We start from the raw sequence: 6,162 nt of genomic DNA, 5'->3' as shown, positions 1-6,162 counted from the left end.
GACTCATGAACATCATAACCCAAAAACAAACGTATCGATAAACTATCACTACAAAAAGCGATTAATTGCCTATCTGAATTGATGTTATTCAAATAACCTACCAACAAAATCTTGAAGAAAACAACAGGATCTATACTCTCTTGACCTTCTTTACCATAATACTTTTGGGTAGCTTTATAAATAAAATGTAAATCAAGTTCGGTTAACAATTTTCTGTAAAAATTATCCACTGGAACCATGTCCAACAAATTAACCGAAACAAATAACTGTGGGGTAAAACTTTTCTTTCCTTGCATGAATAAATTTACAAATTATCTCTTTTTTATGCAAGTTTTTGTATATTTGAGTTGTGCAACATGCACAGCGGTTTGCTTCAATGGCTACTTACGGATTTTCCTATGGAAAACCAACTACTCAATAAAATATTTTATTATTTTTGTAAAGACTTGATAGTTAAAAGAATATATTCAAAACAAATTCAGCATGCGATTACTGAAAAAATATTGTGACTGTTTTCACATAAGAAAGACACTTATTTTTGGTCTATTATTTTTTGGACTGTTTATTGGAAAAGCCCAAGAAAAGTATAGTGGCACTATCATTATTTACCCTACTTATGAGGACTACCTTCAAAACTCAGGTATAGTAAATGAAGGCGATTATCTATCAACGGGATCTGGACATTTTTTTGGTCGTGTTTGGTATACTTTTAAAGAAAAAAAGTCAAAGTCTTCTGGAAAGAGGAAAAAACTAAAACTCTATACAAATGATATCTGGGGGTTCAAATGGGGCGATGGATTGTATCGCATTTCTCCTTTTTATGAGCCTATGTATGTTTTTTATAATGGCAAAGTAGTGTATTATGAAGTTTGTGACTTCCATATTTCTATAACACATTTTGTATCACCCACAGACACCGACGTAGATAAAGATGTTGATATCACTGAATGCGTGATATCTGAAGGACTTAATACGGACTTGTTTGTAGTGCGATACAATAACTCAAATAAAAGTAGGAAAGAGAATTTGGAAGGAACAAAGCGCCTTTTGCAAAAACAACCAAATGGAATGCAAGTATTTGAATGTCTTACTCAAACAAAAAACTTTAAGGAACGCAGAAAATGTATTCTGATGCTAGATGAGTAGCATCAATTGACTTTAGAAATATAAAAAAAATAAAAAAAAACTCTTTAGAACTATTCCTAAAGAGTTTTTTTTTATTACCTAGTAAAAACCAATGTATTCCCTTTACTCAAATTGGCATCAAAAGCGTAACCTTCGTAGTTAAAACCTTTTAAGTCTTCAATGGTTTTGACATTGGTATCAATGATGTAGCGTACCATTAAACCTCTGGCTTTTTTGGCGAAGAAACTAATCATTTTCAGTTTTCCGTCTTTGTAATCTTTGAATTCAGGTGTAATTACTGGAACTTTTAAGGCTTTGGTATCAACCGCACTGAAATATTCATTACTCGCTAAATTAATGAACAATTCGTCTTTGGTCAATTCTTTGTTTAACGCATCGGTTATGGTTTTCTTCCAAAATTCGTATAAATTCTTTTTGGTTCCAATGGCAATAGAAGTTCCCATTTCTAAACGGTATTCTTGCATCAAATCCAACGGACGTAAAATTCCATACAAACCTGATAAAATACGAAGTTGGTCTTGCAAATCGTCTAATTTATCCGTTGGAATCGTATAAGCATCCAAACCGGTGTACACATCACCATTAAACGCATAAACCGCCGGACGTGCATTTTCAGGCGTAAAAGGTAATGCCCAATCTTGATTGCGTTGCCAGTTCAAATCGGCCAACTTCTCCGAAATGTCCATCAACTCCATCAAGTCTTTTGGTTTTTTCTTTTTTAATGTTTTTTGAATGGTGTTGGCTTTATCTAAAAATTGAGGTTCCGTAAAACGTTGCGTTGGTAATGCGGTTGTATAATCTAATGACTTGGCTGGTGATATTACGATTTTCATAGTGGTTTCATTTTGAATTTCAAAAATAGCAATTTGGTTTTACAAATCATTTACGTAGTAATGGAAATAATCGATTGAAGTATTGGTATTTTTTATAAAAAAAGCTCCAAAATTTGGAGCTTCACAATTTATTTTTTTTGCTTCTCGTACAAAATAGTTTCTACGGTTTCAAAATCGGTTGGTTTATCGTCGTTATGAAAATACTTCACTAAAATTTGTCCCCAAAAATCGCCATTTGAAAATTCGGCTATAATCCAACGGTGGTTTAAGATTTTCGCTTTATTAACTACGAAGTTTTTTCCATCCATTGGTTCGTATGGAATTAAAGAATTGCCTTTGGGTTGTGTATTCATACTCACCAAATCTTCATTTACTTTTTCCATTACTTTTTCGTAATCCAAGTTTTTGTTGTAAAAGTAATCTTGTGCGTCTTGGTCTTTTTCAATATCAAAATAATCGTTATACATGGCGTTGTTGATAGAATCTCTCGCTACAGTTAAACGCTCTTTCATTTTAGTAACTTCATTTTCTTTGGCATCTAAAATTTTATTGGAATTCACATATTGGTAAACATTAAATAAAACGGCCAAAATGAACAAGTAAAGAAAAGTATTTTTCATAAATATGGATTTGATTAAATTGTAATTTCTAAATTATCGTATGCAATATAAACGTTTTCTGGAAGTTTTTGTTGTATTTCATCGTGAAATCCAAACAAGTGACTGATGTGTGTTAAATAGGTTTTCTCAGGTTGTACTTGTTTTATGAACGCTAAAGCCTCTTCCAAATTGAAATGGGTTTGGTGCGGTTCTTCACGTAAACAATTTATTACCAAAACCTTACATTTTTTTATTTTTTCCAATTCTTCAGATGCAATGGTTTTTACATCCGTTAAGTAAACAAAATCATTTATTTTATAACCAAAAACCTGTAAGTCGCCATGAAATACATTAATTGGTGTGATTTTTTGGTTTTTTATATAGAAATCCTCGTTGTTTTTAACTTCGTTAATCACTACAGAAGGTGCTCCAGGATATCTGTTTTCGGTTGCAAAGATATAATCGAAACGTTTGGTTAAGTTTTCCAAAACACGTTGGTGTGCATAAATGGGCATTGGACCTAGTTTGAAATTAAACGGACGAATGTCATCCATTCCAGCGGTATGATCGGCGTGTTCGTGGGTAAAAAGTATCGCATCAATAGCCGTACAACCCGAAGTTAGCATTTGTTGTCTGAAATCGGGACCACAATCAATAACCAAAGAAAAGTCTTCCGAATGCACCCAAACGGAAACGCGCAATCGTTTGTCTTTGGGATTTGAACTTAAACAAACGGAATGATTGCTTCCAATGACTGGAATTCCTTGTGAAGTGCCTGTTCCTAAAAAATAAATTTTCAATGCGTGCATAGCAAACAAAAATAAGAAAAATTGGGATAATTTTAGCAATTTAATTAACTTTGCAATATAGTTGATACTTATCGACTTATCCTAAATTACCATTTTAAATGAAAAGCATAGTTACAGAAATTGAATTAATCGGTGATAGAAAAATTGAGCAGATCCCTTCAATAAAAGACAAAGCCTTACGAATTAACTTAAACCAAAGTATTTACGGGACATTTGCAGAAATTGGAGCAGGACAAGAAACTGTACGTCATTTTTTTAGAGCTGGAGCAAGTTCAGGAACCATTGCAAAAGCGATGTCGGCCTACGATAAAGACTTTAGTGATGCCATTTACGGAATTGAAGAAGATGGTCGCTATGTTACCGAAAGTCGTTTAAAAAAGATGTTGGCTCATGAAACGCGACTAATTGAAGAACGTTTAAAAAGAGACAAACATCCCAATAAAATTTTCTTTAGTTACGCCAATACGGTTGCAACAATCGATTTTGCAAAACAATATAAAGGTCATGGTTGGGTTGGAATTAGTTTCCAAGTGGCGCCAGGAGAAGAATATAACGAAATCTTATTGCACATTCGCTTCAAAGAAACTGATGCTCGATTACAACAAGAAACATTGGGTATTTTAGGTGTGAATTTAATTTATGGTGCTTTCTACAAACACAACGATCCTAAAAAACTACTTCGCTACTTATACGACCATTTGGATAAAGACCAATTGGAAATTGATACTATTAACTTTTCAGGACCGCGATTTGCTAACATAGACAACCGTTTAATGAGTTTGCAATTGGTTAAAAACGGAATGACTGATGCGGTAATGTTTGGCCCAGATGGGAAAAATATTCTTCCAGCAGCAGTATTGTATAAAAAGAATATTTTAGCATTACGAGGAAGTTTTAGACCTGTTACTAAAGTAAACATGAACATGTATAAGAAATCTTATGACATGTTTATCCAAGAAAACAAAGTAGATAAAGACAATACATTTGTAATTTTCGAAATAACACTTTCCAATCTAAAAGCAGAAGGCGAAATTGATGAAAGAGATTTCTTAGATAGAGCAGAATTACTTTGTTCACTCGGGCAAACCGTAATGATTTCAAATTTCCAAGAGTTCTATAAAGTAGTAGAATACTTCTCTGATTTTACAAAAGCCAGAATGGGATTAGCTATGGGAGTTAACAATCTAGTAGATATTTTTGATGAGAAATATTACCGTCACTTATCGGGTGGTATTTTGGAAGCTTTTGGTAAATTATTCTATCGCGATTTAAAAGTATATTTATATCCGATGAAAGGAGAAGATGGAACAGTAATTAATTCGGACAATCTGAAAGTGCATCCAAGAATGAAAGAGTTGTACAAATTCTTTAAGTTCAATGGAAAAGTAATTGATATAGCCAATTATGACGAACAAAATCTAGAAATTTTCTCTAGACATGTTCTCAAAATGATTGTTAACGGTGAAACAGGTTGGGAGAAAATGCTTCCCGATGGAACCGCAGATATAATCAAACAACAAAAATTATTTGGTTATCAATCTAAAAAGGAATTAGCTGAATAAACATAAAACTAAAAACTGCCTGAAAAATCAGGCAGTTTTTTTATTTTAAAATTTGAGCGGCATGTGCTTTGGTTTTTACATCTGAAATTACTTCTTCTATTTTACCATTTTCATCTATAACAAACGTGGTTCTGTGAATGCCATCGTATTCCCTTCCCATGAATTTTTTCGGTCCCCAAACACCAAATGCTTGAATCACTGATTTATCTTCATCTGCCAATAAAGGAAATGGAAATTGGTATTTTTCTACAAACTTCGCTTGCGCTTTAGCACTATCTGCACTAACTCCAAGTAAGGCGTAATTTTTAGCTTTAAAAGTTTCAAAATTGTCTCTCAAATCGCATGCTTCAGCCGTACAACCAGGCGTATTGGCTTTGGGATAAAAGAAAACAACTAATTTCTTTCCTTTATAATCAGCTAAAGTGTGTTTTTTACCGTCTTGATCTAATCCTGAAAAATTGGGAGCTACATCTCCTTTTTTTAATGTTGTCATTTCTTTCTCTTTTACTGGTTTATCCTTTAATTTTGTATAAATTTACAATTTAATATAAAAGTACCAAAATGACTAAAAGCGAAAAAGTAACATTCGTTATAAATACGTTAAATGAACTTTATCCTGAAATTCCAATTCCTTTAAATCACAAAGATCCTTATACTTTACTTATTGCCGTATTACTTTCTGCGCAATGCACTGATGTTCGTGTAAATCAAATTACGCCTTTACTTTTTGCAAAAGCAGACAATCCGTATGATATGGTAAAAATGAGTATTGAAGAAATCAAAGAAATTATTCGTCCGTGTGGCTTATCTCCAATGAAATCAAAAGGGATTCATGGATTATCAGAAATACTAATTGAAAAACACAATGGAGAAGTGCCTCAAAGTTTTGCCGATTTAGAAGCTTTACCCGCTGTTGGACACAAAACGGCAAGTGTGGTTATGAGTCAGGCTTTTGGCGTGCCAGCCTTTCCTGTTGATACGCATATTCATCGATTATTATATCGTTGGGGTTTTACCAATGGAAAAAATGTACAACAAACTGAAAAAGATGCTAAACGCTTATTTCCCAGAGAACTTTGGAACGAATTACACTTACAAATTATTTGGTATGGAAGAGAATATTCTCCAGCTAGAGGTTGGGATTTAGAAAAAGATATCATCACCAGAACCATTGGAAGAAAATCGGTTTTACAAGAAAAAACAAAATAGGCTA

Annotated in this window: 8 protein-coding genes; 3 read left to right on the top strand and 5 right to left on the bottom strand. The window is 33.2% G+C overall.

The window, feature by feature from the left end; translation table 11 throughout:
- Positions 1-296, bottom strand: a 296-nt coding sequence (locus tag DPN68_RS11815) for a transposase (RefSeq protein ID WP_162298406.1), incomplete at its 3' end; no start/stop codon positions are given.
- 187 nt (positions 297-483) lie between these two features.
- Here DPN68_RS11815 and DPN68_RS11810 point away from each other — a divergent pair.
- A complete protein-coding gene (locus DPN68_RS11810; RefSeq protein WP_113989847.1) occupies positions 484-1,146 on the top strand; it encodes a hypothetical protein in 663 nt (220 codons plus the stop codon).
- Between the two features lie 74 nt (positions 1,147-1,220).
- Here DPN68_RS11810 and yaaA read toward each other — a convergent pair whose 3' ends face one another.
- The 3 genes from yaaA to DPN68_RS11795 all read right to left on the bottom strand — a co-directional run bounded on the left by yaaA (position 1,221) and on the right by DPN68_RS11795 (position 3,378).
- On the bottom strand, positions 1,221-1,979 hold the full coding sequence (gene yaaA, locus DPN68_RS11805; RefSeq protein WP_113989846.1) for a peroxide stress protein YaaA: 759 nt from the start codon (positions 1,977-1,979) through the stop codon (positions 1,221-1,223).
- Positions 1,980-2,107: 128 nt separating this feature from the next.
- Positions 2,108-2,599, bottom strand: coding sequence for a hypothetical protein (locus tag DPN68_RS11800; protein ID WP_113989845.1), 492 nt, complete (start codon positions 2,597-2,599; stop codon positions 2,108-2,110).
- 14 nt (positions 2,600-2,613) lie between these two features.
- Positions 2,614-3,378, bottom strand: coding sequence for an MBL fold metallo-hydrolase (locus DPN68_RS11795; RefSeq protein WP_113989851.1), 765 nt, complete (start codon positions 3,376-3,378; stop codon positions 2,614-2,616).
- A gap of 116 nt (positions 3,379-3,494) precedes the next feature.
- On the opposite strand from DPN68_RS11795, the gene DPN68_RS11790 reads away from it, so the two are divergent.
- Positions 3,495-4,949: a TonB-dependent receptor gene (locus tag DPN68_RS11790; RefSeq protein ID WP_162298419.1), complete on the top strand. Its 1,455-nt coding sequence runs from the start codon at positions 3,495-3,497 to the stop codon at positions 4,947-4,949.
- Between the two features lie 40 nt (positions 4,950-4,989).
- Here DPN68_RS11790 and bcp read toward each other — a convergent pair whose 3' ends face one another.
- Positions 4,990-5,442: a thioredoxin-dependent thiol peroxidase gene (gene bcp / locus DPN68_RS11785; RefSeq protein WP_113989843.1), complete on the bottom strand. Its 453-nt coding sequence runs from the start codon at positions 5,440-5,442 to the stop codon at positions 4,990-4,992.
- 68 nt (positions 5,443-5,510) lie between these two features.
- Between bcp and DPN68_RS11780 the strand changes: the two genes are divergently transcribed.
- Positions 5,511-6,158, top strand: a complete 648-nt coding sequence (locus DPN68_RS11780) for an endonuclease III domain-containing protein (protein WP_113989842.1) — start codon at positions 5,511-5,513, stop codon at positions 6,156-6,158.
- Positions 6,159-6,162: the final 4 nt, after the last annotated feature.

Origin of the sequence: Flavobacterium tibetense (genome assembly GCF_003293845.1) — a bacterium.
Classification (GTDB): Bacteria; Bacteroidota; Bacteroidia; order Flavobacteriales; family Flavobacteriaceae; genus Flavobacterium; species Flavobacterium tibetense.
The sequence above is the reverse complement of the archived record's forward strand: the minus strand, read 5'-3'. Positions and strand labels throughout refer to the sequence as shown.

Bases quoted from the DNA above. Each gene is read 5' to 3' on its own strand.
- DPN68_RS11780 (WP_113989842.1), top strand. From the start codon at position 5,511: ATGACTAAAAGCGAAAAAGTAACATTCGTTATAAATACGTTAAATGAA.
- bcp (WP_113989843.1), bottom strand. From the start codon at position 5,442: ATGACAACATTAAAAAAAGGAGATGTAGCTCCCAATTTTTCAGGATTA.
- DPN68_RS11810 (WP_113989847.1), top strand. From the start codon at position 484: ATGCGATTACTGAAAAAATATTGTGACTGTTTTCACATAAGAAAGACA.
- yaaA (WP_113989846.1), bottom strand. From the start codon at position 1,979: ATGAAAATCGTAATATCACCAGCCAAGTCATTAGATTATACAACCGCA.
- DPN68_RS11800 (WP_113989845.1), bottom strand. From the start codon at position 2,599: ATGAAAAATACTTTTCTTTACTTGTTCATTTTGGCCGTTTTATTTAAT.